The organism is Flavihumibacter petaseus NBRC 106054 (assembly GCF_000974785.1).
Taxonomy (GTDB): domain Bacteria; phylum Bacteroidota; class Bacteroidia; order Chitinophagales; family Chitinophagaceae; genus Flavihumibacter; species Flavihumibacter petaseus.
Window position 1 is genome coordinate 1,692,257 of record NZ_BBWV01000001.1, and the last position, 26,139, is coordinate 1,718,395.

Here is a 26,139-nt window from a genome sequence, read left to right on the forward strand (position 1 = left end):
AGACCGATAAAATACGCACTATTGCCGTTTTTTCAAAAGGTCCAGCAGTTTATGATCAAGTTTATACCCGTGAAAATCAACATAATCCACATCGGCCCGGCCGGAATTCAGTAACCCGAAGTCCCCGATGAAATTCCAGAGTGCGAAACCGATGCCGTTGTCGTTCAGCACCCCGGTCAGGTCGCCGAACCAGTTCAGGAATACGTCATGCGGTGTTTTGTTCCAGCAACCACATTCGCCGCAATGTACGCCGACGCCTTTCTTTTTCAGTTCGAGCCATGGCTGATAATACTTTTCGAGGCTCGCGCGGCTGTATTCCGTATCCCCGATTTTGCCGGGCCATACGGGCAGGGGATTTTTTTCGGGCTCCTTATTGGCCCAGGGAGCCTTGTAATGGGAGATGGCATGCGGATAATAGCCCCGGCAGCTTTGCCCGATGGGTGTACCGATCAGTTCAGGGATCGGATCATTGCCCACATTGTTGCCATCGGCGATCACCAGGTGCGCGGGGTTTTCTTTCCGGATAGCCGCAAGGGCCCCTGTAGCTACTTTTTTATAATACTCGCCGGGTACGGGGCCGGATGCCGAATGCTGATCGTTCAGATCCTTCCGCATGCTGGGTTCGTTCACCAGGTCAAAACTGATCTGGGCCGGGGTTTTGGAGCGGAAACGTTTCGCCCAGAAATTCCAGTGGTAATAAAAGGCTTCCTGGGCAGCGGCGTCGGTCCATAAATGATAGGGTTCCCGGAAACCTGCGTTGATGCAGTAACCCGGGGCCCGGTGCAGGTTGAGGCTAACGTGCAGGCCCTGCTCATTGCCCATAGACACGAGGGTTTCGATCTGCTGAACGCGGGCTTCATCGACCTGGTACACTTCTTCGGGGGTGATGTCCCGGCTGCGGTCGAATTTCAGGTACCAGGGATAGGCTATGGGAATGCGGATAAAATTGAATCCCCAGTCGCGTATCCAGGTGAGTTGTTGTTGGGTAGTGGCCGCGGGACTCCTGGCGGGATCGGGAATAAAGAAATCCAGGAGGTTAAAACCCTGCCATTTGGGAAGAGGCGCAAGGGGCTGGTGGGTGAAGGGTAGTTCGGTGTTGGCGTTCAGCAGGCCGGGAATCGCCAGGGATCCGACTGCCAGTGCGCCGGCAGCCAGTGAGGACTGCCCCAGGAATTTTCTCCTGTCCATATGACAAGCTTTTATTCCCAGAAATTACGACCCAAATAGGTATAAAAAAAGTGTCCCCGGGTACCACCCCGGGGACGTTCCAACTTCAACCCCGCCACCTACCGCATGGAGGGCGGCGGCCGGGCTGTTTACCTGTTTTTATTTGAGAAAGCTTCCCAGCACCATCAGCGGAGAGTAGTCAGATGAAATGGTGGCTGACTTGGTCTCGCCATCATTGTCGCCATCATCACTGCCGGATTTCACGGGAGTTTTATCTTTTTTGATGATCACTGAGTCTATCTTCTCTTTGTCCTTCAGCTTGCCTTCGCCTTCGATCTCCACACCATTCTCATCGATCTTGAATTTGAAGCGGCCTTCTTTCAGTTCAGCGGCATCAAAATCGCTGGCGCGTTTCAGGCCTTCGCGGGTCATCACATATTCCACGTTGCTGTCCCAGCTGTAGGAATCTTCCCAGTCGCTGTCCCAGGTCACATTGAATCCGCGACGACGGTTGGTGTTGATGGTAAACCACTCGTAGTCGTCTACACTGCGGTCGATCTCGATCTTCTTGCCGATCGGCACTTCTACCACTACCAGCACCTGCTGGTTGCGGAATTTATCGGTGCGGGTGATGGCAAATCCTTTTTCCATCTGGATCACGCTGTCACGCTGAACGATGGGGAAAGTGATTTTCTGTGCCAGTTCGCGGGCCTTGTTGTTGGTGTTGCTGCGGCTGAAGCGCACAGTATACACGTGGAAGAGGGAATCCTTGCTCTTCACCACATTCACCCTGACAGTTTTCAGCATCAGGCTGTCGTGGTTCATGCCATAGAACGGAACATCTTCATCCCAGCCGAAAAAATCGCCATCGCTGTAATAATGGATGTTGGAGCCTACGGATTCAAAGAACAGTTTATTGTTGGCGGGCTGCACGATATTGATCTGGTCTTCCACACCGGCCCTGTTCTTGAAGTTCCGGGCAAACATACCGGCGAGGAAAATAAAGCTGAACAGGCCGATGATCCAGAGGCTGCCGAAAGTGTAGCCGAGGTAATTGTTCTGGCTTTTCACCCCCATGATGCGGCGGATCAGCCAGGTGATCAGGGCGATGGCGGGTACACCCAGGAACAATACCAGGCTCAGCCAGGCGAGGGTGTTTTGCCAGAAGCCTTCCAGGAAGAAGTCTTTCACCGGGAACACGGCCATTCCACCGAACAGTACACCGAGCAACACGCCGAACAGGGCCAGGGCGATCACGGCGGCGATGAACAGGAAGAAGGCTTTGAAAAGGATACCGATCACGTGTCCGAATCCCGATCCCGCACGGCGCACCGCAGGTCCAGCCTCTGACTGGGCAAAATGCCTGCCTCGGCTGCTGAATTGCTGGGCGGTTTCTTTTACCTCAGCACCCCAGCTTTGTGCCTTGGACTTAAAATTTTCGAGATCTCCTTTTACAGTGTCACGGATGGAGTTGAGGTCGATCCGCTCGCCTTTCATTTCCAGCTTTTCCGCTGCTGTATTCGCATAGGGAACGGCGATCCAGAGTACCAGGTATACGACGAACAGGGTTGAACCCAGGCCGCTGCTGATAAACCGGGGACCGAAATTCCAGTCCATATCCCAGAAGAAGGCGTTGAAGCTGCCGCCTACGATCCCCATGATCAGGGGGAGGGCGAAGATCAGCCGGGGGATCCAGGTCTGTATATTGAAATAGGAGGCCAGACCACCACACACACCGGCAATCACTTTATCGTCGGGGTTACGGTACAGCCTTTTGGTAATATTGGAGGCCAGTGACTCGGAGGGAACGATGATCCAGAGCAGGATATATACCCAGAACAGGAAACCGGACAACAGTACAAAGATGATCCGCATGATTACGGGGTCGATGCCGAGGTAGTTGGCAAGGCCGCTACACACGCCACCCAGGATCTTGTCGTCAGCGTTCCGGCTCAGGCGGCCGCGGCGGTAGGAACCACCGGAAGGCACAAACGGCGCGGGACCGGTTCCGGATTGCTGCTGGCTGCTGCTCTGGCTTTCAGAACGGGCAGATCCATTGGAAGTACCGCCCAGTTCAGCGTCGGCTGCTTCAAAATCTTCGGGACGGCCCATATTGGCGATCACACGGTTCACATCTTCGTCGGTAATGCAGGTAGCACCTTTCTTCAACCGGTCTGAAAAGAGTTCTGCGATGCGACCCTCAATGTCATTGATGATTTCATCACGACCCTCTTCCTGTGCAAAATAGCGGCGCAGGCTCTCTGTATATTGCTTCAGCAGGTCGTACGCGGTCTCCTCGATCGGGATCACACGGCCCTGGAAGTTTATATTGATGACCTTTTTCATAATTGATAAGTATTAGCAGGTTGAAGTTTAGTTGGTGGTTGGATTGTCGGGAACGGTTGGAAGCGATTCAGACTTGCTGGTAAGGGCGCGGACACCATTGGCAAGTTCCTTCCAGGTGGCTTCCAGTTCCTGGTAGAAGTCATTGCCTTTTGACGTGAGGGAAAAGTATTTGCGCGGTGGCCCGGAGTTGCTTTCCACCCAGCGGTAGGTGAGCATGTCTGCATTTTTTAACCGGGTCAGGAGCGGGTAGAGCGTGCCTTCCAGGATCTGAAGGTTCGCGGCCTTCATTTCGTCAACAATATCACTCGGATAGGCTTCGCCGCGGCGGATGATGGAAAGGATGCAGAATTCCAGGATTCCCTTCCGCATTTGGCTTTGTGTGTTTTCGATATTCATAACACTTGTCTGTTTTTTTGGCTGGTGGCGGTGTTAGATAAGGCTTAAATGGATAAGGTTAAAAGGATAAGGTTGATAAGGATAAGGTGCTAAGGATAAGGTTCTTTTCCGCCACCAGCCCGGTTCATTGCCTTTGACGATACAAACATAGACAATGTTTCAGTACTATGCAAACTAAAGTACCCGCTTAAAGTAGGTAATTTCCATAAAAAGATAATGGGCGATGGCTGAAATGCACTCTGGTGGCTGGTTTCAAAAAATAACCCCGGAAAAATATTTTTCCGGGGTTATGACAAACGGTATTTAATTTATTTGAATGGTGGCTCTTCCGGGCCATTTCGGGACGCCTCCGGACCTACTCTTTCAGCCCGGTGTTGTCAGCAGGCTTGTTATACCGCCATTCCTGCTGGTCCAGTTTCCGCGGAGTAGGCAGCACTTCATCGGCGGTATTGCCATCATAAAGGCGGCCATTCTTCATCACGTACTGGATGGTATTGGTGTTCCGGATATTCTCCAGCGGGTTGCTGTCCATGATGATCAGGTCAGCCAGCTTGCCCTGCTCCAGGGATCCCAGGTCATTGTCCAGGCCCAGTGCCGCTGCCCCCTTGATGGTAGCCACTTTCAGGGCTTCCAACGGACTCATCCCGCCGCTCTGCATCGCCCACACTTCCCAGTGGTACCCGAGGCCCTGGAATTCACCGTGACTGCCGATACCGGCAAGTCCGCCGCTTTCCACCAGCGATTTCATGTTTTTGGCATGTTTCGGGAACACATGTTCTTCCGGCATAAACCAGCCGGAAACGCGCCTGGTTTTCCCTGCCAGCTCCTCATAAGGCATGAAGTGCTGCATTTTCTTGTCGTGATACGGGTTCTCCGTTTCCCAGAAATAATTTTCCGCAAACGGTCCGCCGTAGGATACCAGCAACGTTGGCGTCACCGCCATTTTCGCGCTGGAGATCGTGCCGATCACGTCCTTGTACAGCGGGTAGATGGGAATCGCATGTTCATGGCTGGGATAGCCGTCCAGCAGGTTGGTCATGTTCAGCTTGTAGTTGAGACCGCCTTCCGTAGTGGGATGCAGTCCCTGGTTCTTCGCCGCCATGATGATCCACTGGCGTTGCTGGCGGTTGCCCACCAGGTACATCTTGATATACTGTGTATGGAAATACTTGCTGTACTGGGAAAGAATGCTTTCCGCCTGGGCGGAATCTTTCACGTTATAGGCCCAGAAACCGACCCCGGGACCGGTTGAATAGATACGGGGACCGATCATCGCGCCGGATTCCACCATATCGCCATAGGTCAGCACATCCGTGGTGCCGGTCTGCGGGTCCATGGTGGTGGTGACGCCGTAGGCCAGGTTGGTGGCATAGATCCAGATCTGGTTCTTGTGCAATCCCCAGTTCGGCCACATATGCGAGTGGGTATCCACAAATCCCGGCACGATCGTTTTGCCGGCGCAATTGACTTCTTTCGTTCCGGCGGGCACGGTGAGGGTTCCCGATTTGCCGATCGCCTTGATGCGGTTGTTGACGACGAGCACATCGCCCTGGTCGATCACTTCATCTCCCTTCATGGTGACGAGGCGCGCTCCTTTCAGCAGGATGGCTGACTGGGGAATATCGCGCTGGTAGTACACTTTGATGGCAGTTTCTTCAGGCTTGTAGGTAGTCTCCGGCTTTTTCGCATTGGCCGTGGAGTCCTTTTTCGCGGTGCTGTCTTTTTTCGCCACCACTACTACAGAATCCTTTTTCAGCTTGACGCTGTCGGCCGGTTTGGGCGGATTGGCGGCCACTTTCGCCAGGGAATCTGCTTTCTTTTTGGCCTCGGCTTTTTTGGCAGCGGTGATGCTGTCTTCAAACTGTTTGGCCCGGGTGAGGTCATACACAAAATGGGCATTGCCCAGGCTATAATGCACGCGGGTGCCATTGGCTTCCCAGGCGGGGAACTCGCCACCCATGGTGGTCAGTTTGCGTGCAGGAAAAACTGCGCTGCTGGCGTCGGCCAGGTTGATGTTCACCGGCTTACCCGTTTCGGGGATGGTCATGGAATAGATCTCGTTGTTGATCTGTGCGATGGCCCTGGTGCCGGTGGGTGACATAAAGATCAGGGCAGCATTGGATGGCAGCGACATTTCCATCGCTTCCGCCTGGGCTTCCGTCATGATGCAATCCTGGATGGCAGGGCGGCCATTTTTGAAATTGCTGATGCCGTAGGTGGTGATGCCCGTAACTTTTGCATGTACTTTTTCATCGCCGCCATCCCACTCAATGGAAATGAGCTGGCCGTTCTGGTTCAGGTAGATGCGGTCAGGCTGCCCTTTTACAAAATGCGGGTTGTATCGGCCGAGGCATTTGTCGATCACTTTCACCTCGCCGCCGGCTGCCGGGATCCAGCAGAATTCATCTTCGGCATCATTGTAAAACGGCGCATAGGCCTGCTTGAAAGCTTCCGCCTGGGTCCGCTGGAAAACGATTTTGTCGCCTTCGGGCGTGAAGACAGGGAACTGGTAGAGTCCGGGTGCCTTGGTCAGCTGCACGGGGGCGGCTTTTCCGTTGAGTGTTGCTTTAAAGAGATGACCGCCATCGGGTGCCCAGCTGCTGAACACGAGGCTGTTGCCATCGGGTGACCAGGTGGGGAAGGCTTCCGTAAAATTGTTGTTGGTGACGCGTTTGGGCGTTCCTTTCGGATAGTCCATCACGTACAGCCGGTTCAGCACGGTAAAGGCCAGTTTTTTCCCGTCGGGGGACGGCACCGCGTCGCGGATCTGGGTGGAGAGTCCGTAGGCGCTGTCGGCTACCGGGTATTTGAAATCGAGCATGGGTCCGAGTTCCAGTTCAGCATCGACGGTAAACGGAATTTCTGTGATGGCGCTGCCGTCTACGGGAATACGTTTGATCTTGCCGCCAAAAGAGGCGAGTACTGCTTTGCTGTCGGGGGTGAAGGTCATACCCGGCAGTACACCCATGGTGGCGATGGATTCCTGGTCGTCGCGCTGCACGGGGTAGGCCAGCCATTTCTCATCGCCGTTTTGCAGGTCTTTCAGCACGAGGCCGGTTTTGTCTTCGAAGCGGCTGCCGTATACCAGCCATTTGCCGTCTTTCGACAATACGGGGGTGAAGGCAGAACCGTAGCGGGACGTGATGGTATTGATTTTGGCGGTTTTGCGGTCGTACACGCCGATCTGGTATTGGGGCAGGGAGGCATTGTAGTTCCAGGGACCGAAACGGCGGGAGAAATAGATGTAGCGGCCGTCGGCGGAAACAGCGGCATCGATGGTTTTGAGGCCGGCTGGCTGATCGATCAGCTGGGTACCGGCACCGCCGTCTTTGTGCAGCATGTAGAGCTGCATGTTGAGTTTGCCTTTGGAGTAGACGACATATTCACCGTCGGGGGTCCAGGCGCCGCTGGTGATGTTGCTGGTCATTTCCTTGGTGAGTGCTGTGGTATCCTGCTTTTCTGAATCGATATACCAGAGGTTTTCGCCGCCGGAACGGTCGGAGGTAAAGAGGATTTTTTTGCCATCGGGGCTGTACCGCGGGTGGGTATCAAAGGCGAGTCCTTTGGTGATGGCTGTGGCTTTGCCGCCGGTTGCCGGAATGGAATAGAGGTCGCCCATCAGGTCGAAAATGATGGTTTTGCCATCGGGACTGATGTCGAGCGACATCCAGGTGCCTTCGCTGGTGTGCAGGGGAATTTTCCTTTTCGGTTTGAGCGGAAGGGTTTTGAATTCGGTGTAGCGGACGGTATCTTTTTTGGTGGTGTCTGCAGGAAGGGGGCTGTTGAGACCTGCGGTGCTGCCGAAGTTGTGGCTGCCACCGATCGCCCCATACAATAATCCACCCGAGATAAGGCATGCTGTTGCCAGCGGAATTCGGGAATACATAGCTGTGATTTGGTTAGGCAGAAATTAAGCACTTATTCTGAATTACGATATACCGGTTATAATTTAATCCCGTTGCTAATCGGTTGTGTTGATTTCCGCAATTGGGCGAGGGGTGTCTGTTTTTCGAAATAGTGCAATTCATAAAATCGAGTGAAATGAGCCACCACACTGTGTTTGATAACCGTATGTGTACTACGCGTTTCCGGTCGTTTCCTAAAGCGTTCTTTCAAGCGGATAATTGGTAAGCGGGAAATCGATTTGAAAGCCACCTGTTGGAAGCTCTTTATTGGTTTATGGAGACAAGGTATACCGATGCTGCGCTGGCAACACAACCAGTTCAATAACAACAACCGTATACAAGCGTCTAAATTTGTGAAATGCAGTGTGGTGGCTCATTTCACTGAGTTTTGGAAATTGATCGTTTTCAAAAAAGCGACTCCGTTCTCCGCCAAGGCTACGAAGGGCAAAGCCCACCGAAGCTAAAGCTATTGCAGTCAAAGCCCACCTACGCTAAAGCTTCGGTGGGCGAAGCTGGCGGGCATCGCAATTATTTTTTTAACCCGATTTCGCGCAATCTTTCATCGAGGTATTCGCCGGCGGTGGTATCGGCATAAGCCTTGGGATGGTTATCGGTGATGCAGCCGTCGAGGCAGGCGAGGCTCATTTCTCCCTTGGGATGCAGGAAGAAGGGGATGGAGAAGCGGCTGGTGTGCCAGAGCTCGCGGGCTGGATTGACCACGCGGTGGGTGGTGGACCGCAACTGGTTGTTCGTGAGCCGTTGCAGCATATCACCTACGTTCACCACGATCTGTTCGGGCAGGGAGGTGACGGGCACCCATTCGTTTTGTTTGGTCAGGATCTGGAGGCCATCGGCACTGGCGCCCACCAGCAGGGTGATCAGGTTAATGTCTTCGTGCTGTTCAGCACGGATGGCAGATTTGGGTTCCTGCGTGATCGGGGGATAATGGATCGCGCGGAGAATGCTGTTGCCATTCCGGATATGATCATCGAAATAATGCTCGGGCAGATCCAGGTACAACGCAATGGCCTGCAGCAATGCCTTACCGGATGACTCAAACGCGCGATACGTTTTGTCAAAAGTTTCCCGGAAGCCGGGGACATCTTCCACTTCAATATTATCCGGATATTCTTCAGCACTGGCGCCGGCAGCGGGTTCGGGCTGACCGTGCTGGTAAAATTCTTTCAGATCGGGAGCGCTGCTGCCCTTGGCATGTTCGCGGCCGAAGGAAGTATACCCCCGCTGACCGGCGAGCTCCGGCACTTCGAATTGCCTTTTCCTTTCGGCCGGCAAAGAGAAAAACTTTTGTACCTGTGTATAAAGAGACTCAATCAGTGTATCAGGAATTCCATGGTTTTTGACAGCAACAAAACCCACCTCCTCGTAAGCCTTTCCCAGTTGCTGCACGAAGGACTTTTTCAGTTGCGGATCTCCGCTCAGGAAATCGGCCAGATTTACGACTGGAATGGCCATAGCAGTAGTTTTAACCGTTGGAAAATGCTTTATTTTGAAGCGTGAAAATAGGTAAATCCAGCAGCATTCCCGTCACTGCAACCCTGATGATTGTATTGGCTTCGGCCTGTGCGCGGAAACAGGTTCCGGTATCGTCAAGCAATTCGATAACTACGGTCAGTGTCAGTGGACCGGATTATTCCGATTACCGCAACTGGGCCGCGTTGCCGCAGATGCCGGATCCGTCAGACAGTGTGCCGCTGCCGCTGCGTGCCGATTATAAACGCGATACAACGGTGGATGTATTTTTTATCCATCCCACCACCTTCACCATGAAGGAAACGGGTGAGTGGAATGCCTCGCTGGAAGACAGTTCGCTGAACGCAAAAACCGACCGCTCTGCCATCCTTTACCAGGCGTCTGTCTTTAACCGTTATAATGTATATGCGCCACGCTATCGCCAGGCGCATCTTCGCGCTTATTATACAGATAACCGGACAGCTGCAACAGATGCCCTTGATCTTGCCTATAGCGATATCAAAAGAGCATTTCAATATTACCTGCAAACACAGAATCATGGCAGGCCGGTCATCATTGCCTCTCACAGCCAGGGCACCACGCATGCGAAGCGTTTGCTGAAAGAGTTCTTTGACGGAAAGCCTTTGCAGCAGCAGCTGGTAGCCGCCTATATACTGGGAATCCCGGTGGAACCGGATTATTTTGTTTCGCTGCCGGTATGCAATGCACCGGCACAGACAGGCTGTTATATTACCTGGCGCACTTTCCGGCGCGGATTTGAACCCGATTATGATTCCACGTACCGGCGGTCGGTTGTGGTCAATCCCCTCAGCTGGAAAGCGGATACCAGTTATTCTCCGGCGACACTGAACAGGGGTGCGGTGCTCCGCGATTTCAACCGCGTACTGCCGGAAGTAAACGATGCGCAGGTGTACAAGGACTTGTTATGGATCAGCCGGCCGCATTTTCCGGGAAGCAGGTTTTATCGTGCACGGAATTATCATATTGGTGACTACAACCTGTTTTATGTGAACATCAGGGAGAATGCGGGGGAACGGGTGACAGCTTATGAGCAGCGGTGATATTTACTTATTATGCACAATTCTATGGAAAGCTCCTTTACTTTAGAAGCGTTGATTGACCAGTATATCAGGGAAAATGAGGCTATTCTTGACTTTCTGCATTCAAATGGGCAAGACCTTGAAAACACCGATTTCCGTTTGTACATTGATACATTAAGGAACACCAGGTACAATGCTGCCTTAGGCCTGGATTTTCAGTATACCCTCTTGTACTCAAAACAGGGCGCGGAGCTGCTTAAGGGATTTGATCTGAACAATATCAGCAGGCTCCTGGCAAGCCTGATCAGACTTCAGGAATTTAACCTGGATGCTTATGCCGAGGCAGCGCATTTCGAATGGGCAGTTATGCGAAGAACCATTGAAGCCAAAAAAATTATCAACGAAGGCATTAACGCTGCAAAACAGAAAGTAGAGGAATTAGAGAGACTTCTGGCCGTCATCGGGAGATAAAACCCGCGCGCTGCATCAGCTCAATGATCGATTTATCTTCAGACAAGGTGTAAGTCTTCACACCATTGATCACCATCTCATCCATCACGGCAACAATATTTTTGTAGGAGCAGCCGGCGTCGGGCGAGATCAGCACTTTCAGTTTGGATTTTTCGCCGGTAGCATCGAGCGCCTTTTGTTTTTTGCGGATCACATCGCCCAGTCCATTCACCAGCTGGTAGCCGGTCTGCTGCACCCTGCCGGCGGCGATGGCGTCTTCCGGTTTACCATCAAAATAACAGACTACATCATTGGCGGTAGGGATCACCGTTAGTGTGGTGCTTTCGGCGAAGGCAAGCGGGGGCCCGTCAGCAGGAAGATTTAACCTCATTTCGCGGGGCTTGGTAAGGGACGTGGTGAAGATGAAAAAACTGATCAGGAGAAATCCCAGGTCAACCATGGGCGTGAGGTCAACTTTGATCGCATGGCGCCGGGAGCCTGCGTTACGGGTGAGTACTTCTGCCATAAAAAAGAATTTGCTGCTGAGATTCACCCGGCAGCAAATTCCATATGTCGAATGCTACTAAAACGCTCAATTAAAACTCCGCTGATTTCGGCGTTCTCGGGAAGGCAATCACGTCACGGATATTGCCCATGCCCGTAACAAACTGCACCATCCTTTCAAAACCCAGGCCAAAGCCGGCATGGGGTACAGTACCAAAGCGGCGGGTATCGAGGTACCACCACAATTCTTCTGTGGGGATATGCATTTCAGCCATCCGGCTTTCGAGTTTGTCGAGGCGCTCTTCCCGTTGAGAACCACCTACGATCTCACCGATTCCCGGCGCAAGGATATCCATGGCATCCACTGTTTTGCCGTCGTCATTGAGGCGCATGTAGAAGGCCTTGATATCTTTCGGGTAGTTGGTAACGATCACCGGTTTCTTGAAATGTTTTTCCACGAGGTAACGCTCATGCTCACTCTGCATATCGATTCCCCATTTCACTTCATACTGGAATTTCTTTTTCTTGTAAGCCGGTGATTGCAGCAGAATTTCGATGGCTTCTGTGTAAGTGATCCTTTCGAATTTGTTGTTCACTACAAAATCCAGTTTTTCGATAAGGCCCATTTCAGAACGCTTGTCGGCCGGCAGTGATTTTTCTTCTTCCTTCAGACGGCTGTCGAGGAATTCAATGTCTTCCCGGTTATTTTCCAGTGCGAACCCGATGATGTATTTAATGAAATCTTCCGCGAGGTTCATGTTGTCTTCCAGGTCGCAGAAAGCCATTTCCGGTTCGATCATCCAGAACTCCGCAAGGTGCCGTGTGGTATTGGAATTTTCTGCACGGAAAGTAGGACCGAAAGTGTAGATCTCTCCGAATGCCGTGGCGCCCAGTTCACCTTCGAGCTGACCACTCACCGTGAGGTTGGTGGCCCTGCCGAAGAAGTCTTCCTTAAAGTTGATGCTGCCGTCTTCGTTGCGCGGGGCGCCGTCAAAAGGCAGTGTGGTGACGCGGAACATTTCGCCTGCGCCTTCGGCATCACTGGCAGTGATCACGGGTGTATGGAGGTAGAGAAATCCGCGCTCATGGAAAAATTTATGGATGGCGAAAGCCAGTGCATGGCGCACCCGGAATACCGAACCGAAAGTGTTGGTACGGAAACGCAGGTGGGCTTTCTCGCGGAGAAATTCGAGGCTGGGCCGGTTCTTCAGTTGAAGCGGATATTTTTCGGCATCACTGTCCCCAAGGATCTCCAGTTCCGTTGCCTGCAATTCCTGTTGTTGTCCCTTTCCCTGGGAAGGAACCAGTGTGCCGGTTACTTTCAGTGAAGCGCTGGTGGTCACGCGGCGCAGCAGTGCATCGTCAAAGGAATTCAGTGGCAGTACCACCTGGAGATTGGTATTGGTGGAACCATCGTTGAGGGCCACAAACTGATTGTTCCGGAACGTACGGACCCAACCCATTACCGTTACCTGCTGGCCTTCCGGCGTCCAGGTGAGCAATTCCTTGATTTTTACACGCTTGTTGAACATAGCCTATATTTAGGGACGGCAAAGATAAATTTATCTCCATTGCGAATCATGCGAATAGCTGTCTTTTCAACACAATCCTACGACCGGGAGTATCTGCAGCGCTTCAATCCCGGCTTTGTGCTGGACTTTTTTGAAGTAGCCCTGGAGCCGCATACTGTGGGGCTGGCGGCGGGTGCCGGAGTTGTTTGTGTATTTGTGAACGACAACCTGAATGCTGCGGTGATCAATGCCCTGCGGGATATGGGCGTGCGGCTGATCGCGTTGCGCTGTGCCGGTTTCAACCAGGTGGATCTTGCCGCAGCATTGGCCGCCGGCATCCCCGTGGTGCGGGTTCCGGCCTATTCGCCCTATGCCGTGGCCGAGCATGCCGTGGCGCTGATCCTCACGCTTAACCGAAAGACCCATAAGGCTTTCAACCGGGTACGGGAAGGGAATTTTTCACTCGACCGGCTCACCGGTTTTGACCTGCACGGCAAGACCGTGGGGGTGGTGGGTACGGGAAAGATCGGCCAGGCTTTCTGTCACATCATGCTGGGATTCGGCTGCAGGGTGCTGGCCTTTGACCTGGTCGCCGACCGCGACCTGGAAGCAGCAGGGGTGGTGTATGCCTCCCTGATGGAAGTGCTGGAATCAACGGAGATCGTGTCGCTGCATTGTCCCCTGAATGCACAGACCAGGCATATCATCAACAGCGGCAGCCTGGCCCGGATGAAAAAAGGTGCCATGCTCATCAATACCAGCAGGGGCGGACTGGTTGAAACAGCTGCTGTGATTGAATCACTGAAGAATGGTCATCTCGGTTATCTCGGGCTGGATGTATATGAGCAGGAAGAGAAATTATTTTTCGCCGACCATAGTGAGAAGCTGATTGATGATGAGCAGATTTTACGCCTCATCAGTTTTCCGAATGTAATCATTACCGCACATCAGGGCTTCTTCACCGATGAAGCATTGACAGCAATTGCAAAAACCACCATGGAAAATATACGTTGTTTTACTGCCGAAGAACCGCTGCTGAACCGTGTTTAGGCCGTTTTTCCGTTAAATTCAGCCAGAATTTTTGGAATCTGGGCATTTTAAGCTAAACTTGCAATTGGAACCAAGAAGATTAGTTCTCCTCAGCTCACCGACTCTTCTCTTGTAGTACAGTCAACCGAATACTCAATTCTATTTTTTTCAAGAAGTAAGGCCGATTGAAATCTTACCAAACGCACAAGTCTTAGTATGTATGACATTTTGCAACTGAACGACATGCTCGTTCCTGAGTTGCTCGATATTGCGGAGCAATTGAAAATCACCAATGCAAAAAAGCTCGATAAACAGGAAATCATCTACAAGATCCTGGACAAGCAGGCTGTGATTGCTAGTGAAGGCAAAGGGTCCGATGCCAGCGATAAAGGCAAAAGAAAACGCATCGTGAAAGCCACAACAGCGAACTCCACGGAGGAGGCCATTGTGGAAAGCGAAGAAGTTAAGCCACGCAAAGTTGAAGCACGGAAACCCGCTCCCCGCAAAGAAGAAGCTCCTGTTAAAGAAGATAAACCTGCGCCTGTACCAGCCGCTGCCAATGGCAATGCTGCCGGCAAACGTGGTCGCAAAAAGGTGGATGAAACCGCACCTGCTGCACCTGTGGCAGCAGAGCCACAGAAACCTGTAAAAGAAGCTGCACCTGCACCTGCACCGGTTCGCCGTGAGGCGCCCGCGCCTGTAAATGAGCAGCCTGCACCGGTTCGCCGTGATGCTGCAGAGCAACCTGCCCCTGCACCTGCACCGGCTCCCGCGTCTGCAGAGCCTGCACAAAGGCCCTACCAGCAACCCAAGCGTGAACCCCGCGAAGTATTCAACATTGAATTCGACGGTGTTATCCCCGCAGAAGGTGTATTGGAAATGATGCCCGATGGATATGGTTTCCTGCGCAGCAGCGACTATAACTACCTGTCGTCTCCCGATGATATTTATGTTTCTCCTTCCCAGATCAAATTATTCGGCTTAAAGACCGGAGATACCGTGAACGGATCTGTCCGCCCGCCGAAAGAAGGTGAAAAATATTTCGCACTGCTGAAGGTGGAAACCATCAATGGCAGAACACCTGAAGAAGTTCGTGACCGCGTACCATTCGAATACCTGACACCGCTGTTCCCCTTTGAAAAGCTGAACCTGTTCGGCGAACCCAACGGCTACAGCACCAGGATGATCGACCTGTTCACGCCCATCGGTAAAGGCCAGCGTGGCCTGATCGTGGCACAACCCAAAGTGGGTAAAACAGTGTTGCTGAAAGAGATCGCCAATGCGATTTCCAACAACCACCCCGAATGTTACCTGATGGTGGTGCTGATTGATGAAAGACCCGAGGAAGTGACCGATATGGAAAGAAGTGTGAAAGCAGAAGTAATTGCTTCCACCTTTGACGAGCCGGCAGAAAAACACGTGAAGGTTTCTACCATTGCATTGCAAAAAGCAAAACGCCTGGTAGAATGCGGACACGACGTCGTGATCCTGTTGGATTCCATCACGCGCCTGGCACGTGCACACAATACTGTTGCACCTTCCTCCGGTAAAGTACTCAGCGGTGGTGTTGAAGCCAATGCCATGCAGAAGCCCAAACAATTCTTCGGCGCAGCCCGTAAAATTGAAAACGGTGGTTCTCTCACTATTCTCGCTACAGCTCTGATTGATACCGGTTCCAAAATGGACGAAGTGATCTTTGAAGAATTCAAGGGTACCGGTAACATGGAACTGCAGCTGGATCGCCGTCTTGCCAATCGCCGGATCTACCCTGCCATTGACCTCGTGGCTTCCTCTACGCGTCGCGATGACCTGTTGCTGGACCGCGAAGTATTGCAGCGCATGAACCTGCTTCGTTTGTACCTCAACGATATGAATACCGAAGAGGCAATGACCGACCTGCTGAAACGCATGCGCGGAACCAAGAGCAACGAAGAGTTCCTCGCCAGTATGAACGGATAATTATATTAACTGAATATTGAAAGCGGATGGCAAAAACCATCCGCTTTTTTAATCATGGCTGTAGTTTCCCTCGATATTGACACCTTCCTGGAAAAGCTTGCACAACAGCCTTTGCTGCTTGATGTGCGGAGTCCTGCTGAGTTTGCCCATGCCCATATTCCGGGTGCTGTTTCCCTGCCGTTGTTTTCGGATGAAGAAAGAAAAGTTGTGGGCACTGCTTACAAACAGGAAAGCCGGCAACAGGCGATCAAGATCGGCCTGGATTATTTCGGTCCGAAGATGCGGCCGATGGTGGAAACCGTGGAGAAACTGAATGCAGGAAAAGAAGGCGTGCTGGTGCATTGCTGGCGGGGCGGCATGCGCAGTGGCGGTGTGGCCTGGCTGCTGGACCTGTATGGGATTAAGGTGTTCACCCTGAAAGGTGGCTATAAAGCATTCCGCCAGTGGGTACTCGCACAGTTTGAGCGGGATTATAACCTCCAGGTGATCGGTGGATATACCGGCAGCGGAAAGACAGAGATTCTCGGCAAACTGGCCAGGCACGGGGAAGCCGTACTGGATCTTGAAGCGCTGGCGGATCACCGCGGCTCGGCTTTCGGTCACCTGGGCAGGGCAGAACAGCCCGGGCAGGAACAGTTTGAGAACAAGCTGGCGCTGGCCCTTCATGCATTGGGTGCTAAACCTTTCTGGGTAGAAGATGAAAGCCTTCGTATCGGCAGTTTGTTTCTACCCAATAATTTTCATGACCAGTTGCGGAAAGCGGCTTGTGTTTTTATTGATATCCCATTTGAAGAACGCCTCGACCATATTCTCAAAACCTATGGCAGTTTTCCGGTGGATCAGCTGATAGTGGCCATCCTGCGCATTCAGAAAAGGCTGGGTCCACTCGAAACAAAAACTGCGATCAACCACCTGGTGGAAAAAGAGATCCGGCAGGCATTCGCCATACTGCTGAAATACTACGATAAATTTTATACCAAGAGTCTCAACAGCCGGCCAGCCGATGCAAAGCCATTGAATCGCCTTAATGCTGTTGCTGTTGATACTTTGCGCAATACCCAGTTAATTTTGCAGGCATGCAGTATCCCTTAACGCAATATTCCCACGGCGCGGGCTGCGGGTGCAAGATATCACCGCAGCTGTTGTCAGAGATCGTGCAGGGCGGACCGGATTTTTCCGGCTTTACACAGTTGCTGGTGGGCAATCAGTCGAATGATGATGCGGCCGTGTACCAGCTGGATGAAACCAGTGCGCTGATCTCCACTACTGATTTCTTTATGCCGATCGTGGATGATCCCTTTGATTTCGGGAGGATCGCAGCAGCCAATGCGATCAGTGATGTGTATGCCATGGGCGGCAAGCCGCTGATGGCCATCGCGATCCTGGGCTGGCCCGTGAATACCTTGCCGGCAGCTGTGGCGCAGCAGGTAATGGCCGGCGGCCGTGATGCCTGTGCAGAAGCAGGGATTCCCCTGGCTGGCGGTCACAGCATTGATTCTCCCGAACCGATCTTCGGACTTTCCGTCAATGGCCTGGTGCACCCCGCCAACCTGAAGCAGAACAATACGGCGAAAGACGGGGACTGGTTATTCCTGACCAAGGCATTGGGAACAGGGATCCTCTCCACTGCCCAGAAAAAGGGTGTTTTGTCAGACCCGGATTATGCGAGCCTTGTTAAGCAACTGAAAACACTGAACCGTGCCGGTGCTGTATTCGGCCACCTGCCCGGTGTGCATGCGATGACCGATGTAACCGGATTCGGCCTTGCGGGTCATCTCCTGGAAATGGCTGCAGGCAGTGATCTTTATGCCCATGTTCAACTGGACCGTCTGCGCATATTGCCGGGCGTGAATGCTTTTATAGCTGCCGGAATTTCACCCGGTGGTTGCCAGCGCAACTGGAAAAGTTATGGCGAGCAGGTTGGCTTTGCACCGTCTGTGAATGTAGCGGAAGCCTCGTTGCTGGTGCCCGATCCGCAAACGAACGGGGGCTTACTGTTAGCAGTAGCCGAAAATTCTGTTCCTGCGGTAGAAGAGGTTTTCCGGCAGTTTGGCCTGGAAGAATACCTTGAGCCGATCGGCAGGCTGCAGGCAGTTCCGCCTGCAGGCAATGTAAGGGTGTATTTCAGCTGATCACCTTAAACGCGTGGCTTCAGGGTAAAGATGATGGACAGCGGTTGTAGTGTATCCGGGTGGAGCGGCTCTGCTGCTGATTCCAGGTAAAAGTCAGTGTTTTTGAAAAGTTTCAGCCAGCTTCCGATGGTCCGGAAATACCAGGGTGCGGGCTGGGTAAAGTCCTTGCTGAATCCTTTCCAGTTTCCCGGTAACCAGCCTTCCTCATACGGTACAGAAGCGCCCGCATTAAAGGGATGAAGGGTCTGAATCATGATGGCACCTGATGGTTGCAGCCAGTTGTTCCGCAGGGTGGAAAACAAGGCCTCTGCAAGCTCCTTTCCGAAAAGGGAAAAATTGAAAACGATGAGTGCATAGCCTGTGCTTTCAGGTTGTGTGCGGCCGTCGACTATATCCTGGTAAGCGGCGGCACCCACCCTCGCAGAAGGGCAATTCCGGGCAGCCTGTTCTGCCAGCGCGGGGATAGCATCCAGGCCATACAACCGCGTTGCCGGCAACACTGCTGACACCGCGCGCAACAGCCATCCTTCACCACAACCGAGATCAAGCAGGCTGCCGGGGCGGTTTGCTGCAATGGCATCGATAATGGCCTGGTTCGTCACCAGTTTACGGCTTTCAATACTGTTGGCAGCAATGGCGTTTGTCCATGCCGCGGCATTCACGTGCCAGCTGTCGAGTATTTCCTTTTCCTCGTTCATGCAGGGGTGGCCGGATTCAGACCAGCTTATCTATTTTCTGGGAAAGCTTTTTATCCTTTTCCGTGACAACGTTTCCGGCATCATGGGTATTCAGCCAGATCTCGACGGTATTGTACACATTCGTCCACCGGGGATGATGGTCCATTTTTTCTGCTGCCAGCGCTACGCGCGTCATGAAAGCGAATGCCTCTGAGAAATCCTTAAAGGAAAATTTCCGGTACAGGGCATTTTCAGTTTCCTGCCACATAACAAACAGTTTAATTAAAAAATCAAATGTTCCTTATTCCTGATCTTTTCGTTGGTCATTTCCACCACCAGCTGTACCCCGTTGAAACTGCGGATCGTTTGCGCGATTTCCGTGATCAGTCCCTCCTGGATATTCTCGCCCTTGGTGAGCCAGATATAGTCCAGGTGCCTGAATTCGGGCAACAGGTATTCGCCGTCATGCTGGTTGCGGTACAGGTAATGGGCGCGGTACAGCTGCGGTTCCTGGTATTCATAGATCGGGAAATAATAGTGCCGGTTTTTTTTCGTCATCTGGATCTCCAGGTCCACATTGACGCGGAACCGGAATCTTAGGTGCTGGTTGAGATGCCAGCAAAACTGGTAGTCCCGGATGGGGGCTACAATGCCCATCAGGTGCGCATCTTCGAAGAATTCCTCCGCCATTTCCGCGACATCCAGTTTCAGTTTCATAGCAGCAATTTACGAGCAATCAGAATTCCACTTCAGCAGTCATTTCGGCTTCGGCACGTTTGTACTTAACGGTTGTTTTGTCGCCCTTCTTAAACTTGCCCAGCGCCTGCATATAGGCTTCCACATCTGCAGTAGGATGTTCACCCAGCTGGAGGATAATATCCCCCGCCAGCAGCCCGGCTTTTTTAGCGGGACGGCCTTCGCTGACACCATCTACCCGTACCCCTGTTCCGCTGAAGCTGTAATCGGGCATGATGCCCATTGTGACGGAGAACCTGGAGGAAGTGGAGGTCTGCTGTTCGCGGGTTTTGGTAAAGGCCAGCTTTTTATCGCCCGGTACCTGCCGGATCACCTGGTAGATCAGCTGGATCACGCGGTATTCACCTTCTGCATTGATCCGGGGTGCATCATCGGTTGGTTTATGGTAATCGGTGTGCAGTCCCGTGAAAAAGAACAGCACCGGGATATCTTTCCGGTAAAAGGAAGTGTGGTCGCTGGGTCCGGTTCCGCTGCTGTCATACTTCACCTGGAAATATTTTATGGCGGGTATCTGTGAGAAGGTTGTTGCCCATTCAGGGGAGGTGCCGTAACCGCCGATCGTCAGTCCGTGGGAGCTGTCGTTCAGCCTGCCGACCATGTCCATATTGATCATGTAATTGACCTGTGCCAGTGGTACGGTAGCGTGTTCCGTAAAATATTTCGATCCGAACAATCCGAGTTCTTCGCCGGAAAAGGCCACCAGCAGGTAGTTGCTCGTTTTCTTCTTGTCTTTTTTGAGCATTCTGCCCAGTTCGATCAGGGCTGCCGTTCCGCTGGCATTGTCATCAGCCCCGTTGTGGATCTCGTGCTGGCCGTTGCGCAGCATGGAGTTGCCGTCTTCCCCGTAGCCCAGGTGGTCAAAATGTGCCCCGATCACGATCGTGTAGGGAGCACCGTTATCCATATAGCCGATGACGTTGCGGCCGGTACGCTCCTTTTGCACAAAGCCTGATTTCAGTTTGATCTCGAGGGTGGCAGTTTCGTCGGTCAGGTACCTGGAAGCGACCGTGCTATTCAGGACAAACAGCGGGATGGGCAGCGGCTCGCCTTTTTGTTTGGACTGGAAAGTAAGCGTGGAATCATTGTACACGAGCAGTGCCGTGGCACCTTTGGCAGCCGCGGCTTTTGTCTTCTCCAGCAGCCAGGATTCCATGTCAAAATGCGGATTACCGGAATTGGCTTCCTTCGCTTCGTTCAGGTCAAGTACCCAGGGAACACCGGCTTCCTGCAACGCAATGGAGGGCATTGCTTCCAGCATTTTGTCGGGAGAAAGCGCATGCACGAAATAGTTATGCTTTTCTACCTCATTGCCATTGATGAAAAGATAGCTGGCGCCCTTGTAATCTTTGCCGTCATTGATGGGGAAAGTCTGTTGCCAGCCCTGTTCTGCTTTGGGTTGCAACCCGATCGATTCGAACTGCCGTATGATATAATCCGCTGCCAGTTGCTCGCCTTTTGTGCCGGCCCTGCGGCCTTCCAGCTGATCATCGGCGAGAAAAACAATATGCTGCCGGATCGCCTCCACGACCACCTTGTCGCCTTTTTTGAGCTTCTGGGCGGAGGCGACACTGCTGCTGAACAGGAGAAGGCCCAGCGCATAACGGGCGGATGAAATCATAACGTTCACGACTTTAACGGCAAAGGTATTATTGCATTTGCTAATACCGTGCCGCAATGAGAGAATAAATATTATGGTTATCTGCGAAGCTTTCCGTTACTTTTGCAGATTGTCCTGCCCGCAAGCAAGGACGTTACCAAACAGGCTAGCGAATGGCATTACCGCACCTTATTAAATATGTTTATACCAATGGAACAGATGAAGTAATCCGGCGGGGTAAAAAAATCCATGCCATTGGTTTTGTGGAGATGGTTGAATATGATGAGTTACTGGGTTCTGTTACGTTCAGGGTAAAAGACGACAGCTACTCTACCTACTACAAAGTTTACATTCAGAAATTTACTGACCCGAAAGGGTTGTCCGTGCGGTGCAGTTGTCCCTATAACCTGGGTGACATCTGCCGCCATGAAGCTGCTGCGCTGATTCAGCTGCAGGAGCTGCTGGATAAAAACCTGCTGCAGGCAGAAGAAGTGGAATACGATCAGCGGCACACGGTCATCAAAATGAAGACCATTGATCTTAAAACGATCAAACTGCTGAGCGGACAGGAAACCTTTAATGAGGCGGAGCAATATCTCCAGAAGGGGCGTGCCAATATTGAATCTGCTGCGGATGAAGTAGTGACGGCAACCGTTGAACTGGAAGGAAAGACTTACAAGGTGGTGATCCGCAAAAATGAGGAGCGCAACTTCGATACCAGTTGCGATTATGTGGATTCCAAACATCCGCTCTGCCTGCCGAAGGTGATTGTGTTCCTCCAGCTGCTCAACAGTTTTGGTCCCAATTATTTCGACAGTATCCGCAACTGGGACAAGGAAAAAAACAAGTTGCTGGAAGTTTACGGATATAGCCTGAATGATGATCTGAAAGGGAAATTCGAGTTTGCTTACAAGGAAGGGAAACCATTCCTGCGGGTGCTCGACAGTTCCATTAAAAGAATAAATCCGCTGCAGACCTCAAGGCCCAAGCCGGTAGAGGTTGCAGCAGTACTCGAAGAACAGGAACCCGAAACGCCTGAAAAGCTCAATGGCAGTCAGCAACGGATCGGGATTGTGTTGAATCTCCATCACCGCAGCTACCCTGGTTTCCAGCTGGAAGCCATCCAGGGAGAGCCGGATGATCAGCAGCAACAATTTGTGGGAAAGGTTGAAAAGATTGACCTGTCGAAATATGTCAACATTGAATCTTTCCCGGAATCAGATCGTGGACTTGTGCCGTCCTTGCGACGCATGCAGGATACCGAACTGACCAAGTACCTCAACCGCAATTCGCCCTTCAGCGGGATCTGGGAAAATATTGTACATCATGAGAATGAGGATCTGCCTGCAGAGACCAAACACCTCGTGGTGGAATACCTGCAACCGAAATTGCGGAAGCTCCTGAATGAAGTCGCAGACAGCCCTTTCTTCTTCCAGCTGCCTGCGGGAAAATCCTTTAAGACGGAGAACCTGGTTTCGATTGATATAGAAACGGCACCGCTGATTCCTTTCTTCAAGGTGCAGCAGAAGCAGAAGCAATATGAAGTAAGCTGCTGGATCAAGATCAATGGATCGGAAATGCGGCTGACAGACAATCAACTCAATGGCAACCTGTTGTTTCTCTATAACGGCAGTCTGCATGGCTGGCGCAATGAAGAAGATGTGAACCGGGTGGAAACCTTTATGCCGAAGGGAACCATCACGATCACCAAGGCTACCTGGCCCATGCAGTTGCTGAACCTTGTGCTGCCTCTGGCAAAACATTATCACGTTGAATTTGATCCTGCGCTGATCTCGTCCTATAAAGATGGCGAACCTGAGCGCAAGCTCATGCTGCAGGAGAAAGGTGAATACCTCGTCTTCCAGCCGATTTTCTCCTACAAGGGATTTGAAACCAAGCCGGGTGACAAGGATGAGATTATCGTTCCCGATGGCGAGAAGGTGATGATCGTTCACCGCAACAAAAGTGTGGAGCAACAGTTCCTGCAAAAGCTGGAAGCGCTGCATTCGAATTTCATCAGACCTGAGGGCTCACAAAATCTGGTACTAAAAGGTGCGGATGTACTGAAGAATAACTGGTTCTTTCTTTTCGTAGATGCCATGAAGGAAATGAAGATCCCGGTATATGGCTTTGAAGCGTTAAAGAATTTCCGATTCAATACAGCGAAACCGCAAACGCGGATCCAGATCAGCAGCAATACCGACTGGTTCGATGCAAAGGTGGACATCATTTTCGGCGACCAGAAGGTTACCGTGGCAGAAGTGAAAAGAGCGCTCGCCAACAAGCAGCAGTTTGTGCAGCTGGATGATGGGACGCTCGGGATCCTGCCCGAGGAGTGGATCAAAAAATATTCCCTGCTGTTCCGCATCGGTGAGGGAAAGGCGCAAAACCTGCGCCTGTCGAAATACCACATGAGTGTGATCGACGAACTGTACAACGAGAGAAACGAAGAAGAGCTGTTTGTGCAGCTTGAAGAAAAATATGAAAGGCTGCGCGGGTTCAAGAGCATCCGCGAAGTACATCCGCCGTCACACCTTCTGCCGATTTTACGGCCGTACCAGTCCTTCGGCTTCCAGTGGCTCAACTACCTGAGTGAAGTGAACTGGGGCGGCATCCTGGCGGACGATATGGGTCTTGGTAAAACCGTGCAGGCGCTCAGTTTTCTGCAGCATTACCGCGACACGCACGGCGGGCTGAAGGCGCTGGTCGTTTGTCCCACCACGCTGATGTTCAACTGGGAAAACGAGATCAGGAAATTTACTCCGGCACTGACCTATCATATTCATCACGGCGGAGAACGCACGCGCAGCAAAACACTGCTGGATGAAAAAAATGTGATCATCACTACTTATGGCACCCTTCGAAGCGACATCAAGCTGCTGGTGGACCTGGAGTTTGATGCAGTAGTACTGGATGAATCGCAGGCCATTAAAAACCCTGCCAGCAAGGTTACCAAAGCGGCTTCCCTCCTGCGTGCCAAACATCGGTTGTGCATGAGTGGTACGCCGTTACAGAACAATACTTTTGATATCTATGCGCAGATGAACTTCCTGAACCCCGGCATGCTGGGCAGCATGGAGTTCTTCCGCCAGGAATTTGCCATTCCCATCGACAAGTTCGGTGAACAGGACCGTAAGGAACACCTGCGCAAAATCCTGTTCCCGTTCATCCTGCGGCGGACTAAGGAACAAGTGGCGAAAGACCTTCCGGAAAAAACAGAGACCATTCTCTGGTGTGAGATGGAAGATGAGCAGCGGAAGATCTATGATGCGTACCGAAACGATTTCCGGGATAAGATCCTGGGAACGATCGAATCGCAGGGTGTGCAGAAATCGCAGCTGACGATCCTGCAGGGCCTGATGAAACTGCGGCAGATCTGTGATTCACCGGCGATCCTGAATGAGCAGGAGAAGTTTGAAAATCATTCCATCAAGCTCGAGGAACTCGGCCGCGAGATCACGGAGAATATCAGTAACCACAAGGCGCTGGTGTTTTCGCAGTTCCTGGGGATGCTGGGGCTGATCAGGACCAAGTTGAAGGAGCTGGGTGTGGATTATGAATATTTTGATGGCAGTACGACGGCTATTGACCGGGAAAAGGCGATCCAGCGATTCCAGAACGATGAGAATTGCAGGGTGTTCCTGATCTCGCTGAAAGCTGGTGGTGTGGGTTTGAACCTTACGGCTGCGGATTATGTGTATATCGTTGACCCCTGGTGGAACCCGGCGGTAGAGCAACAGGCGATCGACCGGACGCACCGGATTGGCCAGACGAAGAGCATTTTTGCTTACAGGATGATCTGTAAAGATACCATCGAAGATAAGATCCTGCAGTTGCAGGAAAGGAAGCGGGTGCTTGCGAGAGACCTGATTGCCGATGACGAAGGATTTGTGAAGAACCTGACCAGGGAGGATGTGGAATACCTGTTCAGTTAAAAAAAAGGCCCCGTCAACCGGGGCCCGCTCTTACAAATGTGGTTTCAGAAGTAAGGGCTGAATATATGGGTGGGTTAGTGACGATAATGGCGCCGGACATACACTGTCCGGTTTTCAATGGGTGACTCACCCCGGAGGATGATGCAGAGAAGGTATCTGGCAAAGCGGGTAAAATTCAGCACCGGACGGTAACTGTCCTTGTTGATTTTGATGGCGTCGATGCTGTAATGTATGTCTTTCCGATTCATGATATTGGGTTTTGGAGCGTTCTAACCACCTAGAACGACAGACAAAAAGTTTTATTGTGCCGGCCCGCGGTGCTTTGAATCCTTAAATTTGCGGGCTTTTAATTCTATATGGCGAAGAGTTTATTTAACCGGAAGTCCGCGTCAGGTGCTGAAATGTCTTTTGTTGATCATCTCGAGGCGCTTCGCTGGCACATCATGCGCGCCCTGCTGGCTATACTTGTAGGCGCGATCGTGGTATTCATTTACATGGATTTTTTCTTTGGCCAGGTCGTCATGGGTCCGGCCAACAAGGACTTTATCACGTACCGCATCTTATGCGCCACCAGCCATAAGCTCGGGATGGGCAATGCACTATGCCTTGAGGACATCAACCTGAAGCTGATCAGTACGGAAATGAGCAGCCAGTTCATGATGAGCTTCACCATCGCCTTTATCGGCGGGTTTATTATAGCTTTTCCCTTTGTGTTCTGGGAGTTCTGGCGCTTTGTGAAACCTGCACTGACCACCAAGGAGCTGAGAAAAACGCGGGGCGTGATCTTCTGGGTGTCGCTGCTGTTCTTTTCGGGTGTCAGTTTCGGTTACTTCCTCATTGCTCCCTATACGGTCAATTTCTTCGCTGCATATACCCTTAGTCCATTGATTGCCAACACTTTCACCATCAGTGACTACATCGATAACATCGTATCACTGGTGCTGGGTACAGGGATCGTTTTCCAGCTGCCGCTGGTGGTGTATTTCCTGGCCAAGGTGGGTATCCTGACAGCAGATTTTCTGCGTACCTACCGGAAGTTTGCCGTGGTGATCATCCTGGTGATCGCTGCGGTGATCACGCCGCCGGATGTGGTGAGCCAGCTGATTGTGACAGTGCCCCTGTGGCTGTTATACGAGATCAGTATCTCCATCGCTGCCCGGGTGAACAAGGAAGCAGAGAAGGATACCCTGCCTGAAGAGTGGAGCTAAAAGCCTGAATTGTATGATTGGTATGACCTGAAGCGT

The 26,139-nt window shown here is 52.0% G+C and carries 20 protein-coding genes; 8 read left to right on the plus strand and 12 right to left on the minus strand.

Annotated features, from left to right (window positions below):
- Nucleotides 1-18: 18 nt before the first annotated feature.
- The 5 genes from FPE01S_RS07115 to FPE01S_RS07135 form a co-directional block, all read right to left on the minus strand.
- Complete coding sequence (locus FPE01S_RS07115) at nucleotides 19-1,188, minus strand: glycoside hydrolase family 5 protein (protein WP_046368080.1); 1,170 nt, start codon at nucleotides 1,186-1,188, stop codon at nucleotides 19-21.
- A gap of 138 nt (nucleotides 1,189-1,326) precedes the next feature.
- Entirely contained in the window at nucleotides 1,327-3,513 is a 2,187-nt protein-coding gene (locus FPE01S_RS07120) for a PspC domain-containing protein (protein WP_046368081.1), read from the minus strand.
- A 27-nt stretch (nucleotides 3,514-3,540) separates the two neighbouring features.
- Nucleotides 3,541-3,882 (minus strand): PadR family transcriptional regulator, encoded by a 342-nt coding sequence (locus tag FPE01S_RS07125; protein WP_245623956.1) that lies wholly within the window; start codon nucleotides 3,880-3,882, stop codon nucleotides 3,541-3,543.
- Nucleotides 3,883-4,264: 382 nt separating this feature from the next.
- Entirely contained in the window at nucleotides 4,265-7,795 is a 3,531-nt protein-coding gene (locus FPE01S_RS07130) for an amidohydrolase family protein (RefSeq protein WP_052955568.1), read from the minus strand.
- Nucleotides 7,796-8,342: 547 nt separating this feature from the next.
- Nucleotides 8,343-9,287, minus strand: a complete 945-nt coding sequence (locus FPE01S_RS07135) for an isopenicillin N synthase family dioxygenase (protein ID WP_046368083.1) — start codon at nucleotides 9,285-9,287, stop codon at nucleotides 8,343-8,345.
- A gap of 41 nt (nucleotides 9,288-9,328) precedes the next feature.
- Between FPE01S_RS07135 and FPE01S_RS07140 the strand changes: the two genes are divergently transcribed.
- Together FPE01S_RS07140 and FPE01S_RS07145 are read left to right on the plus strand one after the other, a co-directional pair.
- Nucleotides 9,329-10,366 carry a DUF3089 domain-containing protein gene (locus FPE01S_RS07140; protein ID WP_052955569.1) on the plus strand — a complete coding sequence of 346 codons (1,038 nt, stop codon included), beginning with the start codon at nucleotides 9,329-9,331 and terminating at the stop codon, nucleotides 10,364-10,366.
- Between the two features lie 12 nt (nucleotides 10,367-10,378).
- Nucleotides 10,379-10,816: a hypothetical protein gene (locus tag FPE01S_RS07145; RefSeq protein WP_157473921.1), complete on the plus strand. Its 438-nt coding sequence runs from the start codon at nucleotides 10,379-10,381 to the stop codon at nucleotides 10,814-10,816.
- Here FPE01S_RS07145 and FPE01S_RS07150 read toward each other — a convergent pair.
- Together FPE01S_RS07150 and asnS are read right to left on the minus strand one after the other, a co-directional pair.
- Complete coding sequence (locus tag FPE01S_RS07150) at nucleotides 10,803-11,321, minus strand: ExbD/TolR family protein (protein ID WP_046368085.1); 519 nt, start codon at nucleotides 11,319-11,321, stop codon at nucleotides 10,803-10,805. The genes FPE01S_RS07145 and FPE01S_RS07150 overlap by 14 nt on opposite strands.
- 70 nt (nucleotides 11,322-11,391) lie before the next feature.
- Nucleotides 11,392-12,831, minus strand: a complete 1,440-nt coding sequence (gene asnS / locus FPE01S_RS07155; RefSeq protein WP_046368086.1) for an asparagine--tRNA ligase — start codon at nucleotides 12,829-12,831, stop codon at nucleotides 11,392-11,394.
- Nucleotides 12,832-12,879: 48 nt separating this feature from the next.
- Here asnS and FPE01S_RS07160 point away from each other — a divergent pair, with 48 nt between their 5' ends.
- The 4 genes from FPE01S_RS07160 (at nucleotide 12,880) to selD (ending at nucleotide 17,930) form a co-directional block, all read left to right on the plus strand.
- On the plus strand, nucleotides 12,880-13,860 hold the full coding sequence (locus FPE01S_RS07160; RefSeq protein WP_046368087.1) for a 2-hydroxyacid dehydrogenase: 981 nt from the start codon (nucleotides 12,880-12,882) through the stop codon (nucleotides 13,858-13,860).
- Between the two features lie 195 nt (nucleotides 13,861-14,055).
- The gene (gene rho, locus FPE01S_RS07165) at nucleotides 14,056-15,798 is read left to right on the plus strand and encodes a transcription termination factor Rho (protein WP_046368088.1); all 1,743 of its coding nucleotides are present in this window, start codon (nucleotides 14,056-14,058) and stop codon (nucleotides 15,796-15,798) included.
- 54 nt (nucleotides 15,799-15,852) lie between these two features.
- On the plus strand, nucleotides 15,853-16,890 hold the full coding sequence (gene mnmH / locus FPE01S_RS07170; protein WP_046368089.1) for a tRNA 2-selenouridine(34) synthase MnmH: 1,038 nt from the start codon (nucleotides 15,853-15,855) through the stop codon (nucleotides 16,888-16,890).
- The gene (selD, locus tag FPE01S_RS07175) at nucleotides 16,875-17,930 is read left to right on the plus strand and encodes a selenide, water dikinase SelD (protein WP_046368090.1); all 1,056 of its coding nucleotides are present in this window, start codon (nucleotides 16,875-16,877) and stop codon (nucleotides 17,928-17,930) included. The genes mnmH and selD overlap by 16 nt, the downstream gene beginning before the upstream one ends.
- A 5-nt stretch (nucleotides 17,931-17,935) precedes the next feature.
- Here selD and FPE01S_RS07180 read toward each other — a convergent pair whose 3' ends face one another.
- The 4 genes from FPE01S_RS07180 to FPE01S_RS24690 are packed head-to-tail and all read right to left on the minus strand — an operon-like array spanning nucleotide 17,936 to nucleotide 20,981.
- Nucleotides 17,936-18,628 (minus strand): class I SAM-dependent methyltransferase, encoded by a 693-nt coding sequence (locus FPE01S_RS07180; protein WP_046368091.1) that lies wholly within the window; start codon nucleotides 18,626-18,628, stop codon nucleotides 17,936-17,938.
- 16 nt (nucleotides 18,629-18,644) lie between these two features.
- Nucleotides 18,645-18,875 (minus strand): 4a-hydroxytetrahydrobiopterin dehydratase, encoded by a 231-nt coding sequence (locus FPE01S_RS07185; RefSeq protein WP_046368092.1) that lies wholly within the window; start codon nucleotides 18,873-18,875, stop codon nucleotides 18,645-18,647.
- A 14-nt stretch (nucleotides 18,876-18,889) separates the two neighbouring features.
- Nucleotides 18,890-19,324, minus strand: a complete 435-nt coding sequence (locus tag FPE01S_RS07190; protein ID WP_052955570.1) for an IPExxxVDY family protein — start codon at nucleotides 19,322-19,324, stop codon at nucleotides 18,890-18,892.
- Between the two features lie 19 nt (nucleotides 19,325-19,343).
- Complete coding sequence (locus FPE01S_RS24690) at nucleotides 19,344-20,981, minus strand: M28 family peptidase (RefSeq protein ID WP_052955571.1); 1,638 nt, start codon at nucleotides 20,979-20,981, stop codon at nucleotides 19,344-19,346.
- A gap of 152 nt (nucleotides 20,982-21,133) precedes the next feature.
- Here FPE01S_RS24690 and FPE01S_RS07200 point away from each other — a divergent pair, with 152 nt between their 5' ends.
- On the plus strand, nucleotides 21,134-24,895 hold the full coding sequence (locus tag FPE01S_RS07200; RefSeq protein ID WP_046368094.1) for a DEAD/DEAH box helicase: 3,762 nt from the start codon (nucleotides 21,134-21,136) through the stop codon (nucleotides 24,893-24,895).
- A 74-nt stretch (nucleotides 24,896-24,969) separates the two neighbouring features.
- On the opposite strand, the gene FPE01S_RS25845 is transcribed toward FPE01S_RS07200, so the two are convergent.
- Entirely contained in the window at nucleotides 24,970-25,143 is a 174-nt protein-coding gene (locus FPE01S_RS25845) for a hypothetical protein (RefSeq protein WP_157473922.1), read from the minus strand.
- A gap of 108 nt (nucleotides 25,144-25,251) precedes the next feature.
- On the opposite strand from FPE01S_RS25845, the gene tatC reads away from it, so the two are divergent.
- On the plus strand, nucleotides 25,252-26,103 hold the full coding sequence (gene tatC, locus FPE01S_RS07205) for a twin-arginine translocase subunit TatC (protein ID WP_046368095.1): 852 nt from the start codon (nucleotides 25,252-25,254) through the stop codon (nucleotides 26,101-26,103).
- Nucleotides 26,104-26,139: the final 36 nt, after the last annotated feature.

Coding starts and splice junctions, on each gene's coding strand:
- FPE01S_RS07115 (WP_046368080.1), bottom strand. CDS start 1,188: ATGGACAGGAGAAAATTCCTGGGGCAGTCCTCACTGGCTGCCGGCGCA.
- FPE01S_RS07120 (WP_046368081.1), bottom strand. CDS start 3,513: ATGAAAAAGGTCATCAATATAAACTTCCAGGGCCGTGTGATCCCGATC.
- FPE01S_RS07125 (WP_245623956.1), bottom strand. CDS start 3,882: ATGCGGAAGGGAATCCTGGAATTCTGCATCCTTTCCATCATCCGCCGC.
- FPE01S_RS07130 (WP_052955568.1), bottom strand. CDS start 7,795: ATGTATTCCCGAATTCCGCTGGCAACAGCATGCCTTATCTCGGGTGGA.
- FPE01S_RS07135 (WP_046368083.1), bottom strand. CDS start 9,287: ATGGCCATTCCAGTCGTAAATCTGGCCGATTTCCTGAGCGGAGATCCG.
- FPE01S_RS07145 (WP_157473921.1), top strand. CDS start 10,379: ATGCACAATTCTATGGAAAGCTCCTTTACTTTAGAAGCGTTGATTGAC.
- FPE01S_RS07150 (WP_046368085.1), bottom strand. CDS start 11,321: ATGGCAGAAGTACTCACCCGTAACGCAGGCTCCCGGCGCCATGCGATC.
- asnS (WP_046368086.1), bottom strand. CDS start 12,831: ATGTTCAACAAGCGTGTAAAAATCAAGGAATTGCTCACCTGGACGCCG.
- FPE01S_RS07160 (WP_046368087.1), top strand. CDS start 12,880: ATGCGAATAGCTGTCTTTTCAACACAATCCTACGACCGGGAGTATCTG.
- rho (WP_046368088.1), top strand. CDS start 14,056: ATGTATGACATTTTGCAACTGAACGACATGCTCGTTCCTGAGTTGCTC.
- mnmH (WP_046368089.1), top strand. CDS start 15,853: ATGGCTGTAGTTTCCCTCGATATTGACACCTTCCTGGAAAAGCTTGCA.
- selD (WP_046368090.1), top strand. CDS start 16,875: ATGCAGTATCCCTTAACGCAATATTCCCACGGCGCGGGCTGCGGGTGC.
- FPE01S_RS07180 (WP_046368091.1), bottom strand. CDS start 18,628: ATGAACGAGGAAAAGGAAATACTCGACAGCTGGCACGTGAATGCCGCG.
- FPE01S_RS07185 (WP_046368092.1), bottom strand. CDS start 18,875: ATGTGGCAGGAAACTGAAAATGCCCTGTACCGGAAATTTTCCTTTAAG.
- FPE01S_RS07190 (WP_052955570.1), bottom strand. CDS start 19,324: ATGAAACTGAAACTGGATGTCGCGGAAATGGCGGAGGAATTCTTCGAA.
- FPE01S_RS24690 (WP_052955571.1), bottom strand. CDS start 20,981: ATGATTTCATCCGCCCGTTATGCGCTGGGCCTTCTCCTGTTCAGCAGC.
- FPE01S_RS07200 (WP_046368094.1), top strand. CDS start 21,134: ATGGCATTACCGCACCTTATTAAATATGTTTATACCAATGGAACAGAT.
- FPE01S_RS25845 (WP_157473922.1), bottom strand. CDS start 25,143: ATGAATCGGAAAGACATACATTACAGCATCGACGCCATCAAAATCAAC.
- tatC (WP_046368095.1), top strand. CDS start 25,252: ATGGCGAAGAGTTTATTTAACCGGAAGTCCGCGTCAGGTGCTGAAATG.